Consider the following 437-nt stretch of genomic DNA (forward strand, 5'->3'; position numbering starts at 1 on the left):
GTGTACAACAAATCGCGTCACGCCGCGATTACCACAGAATTGTCAGAAATTGTAGCAGGTGCAGCGGCAGTTTAATGCCGTCTGAAGCCTGAACCGGAAATTAGGATACGATAATGAGCCAAGGCAAAATCGTACAAGTTATTGGTGCGGTGGTTGACGTGGAATTTCCAAGCGACGCTATCCCGCATGTTTACGATGCCCTGAAATTGGACGAGAACGGTCTGACTCTGGAAGTTCAACAACTTCTGGGTGACGGTGTTGTCCGTATTATTGCAATGGGTAGTTCAGACGGCATGAAACGCGGTATGTCTGTAAGCAATACTGGTGCGCCAATCACTGTGCCGGTAGGTAACGGTACATTGGGTCGTATTGTTAACGTATTTGGTCCCCCTGTTGATGAAGCAGGTCCGATCGATAACGAAAAGAGCAGCGCCAGT

Annotated in this window: 1 pseudogene; it reads left to right on the plus strand. The window is 48.7% G+C overall.

Annotated features, from left to right (window positions below):
* Window positions 1-113: 113 nt before the first annotated feature.
* A pseudogene (locus tag ACTHTY_RS12110) lies at window positions 114-437 on the plus strand (F0F1 ATP synthase subunit beta); the annotation flags it as partial.

Source organism: Neisseria sp. P0019.S002 (assembly GCF_051957155.1).
Lineage (GTDB): Bacteria > Pseudomonadota > Gammaproteobacteria > Burkholderiales > Neisseriaceae > Neisseria > Neisseria perflava.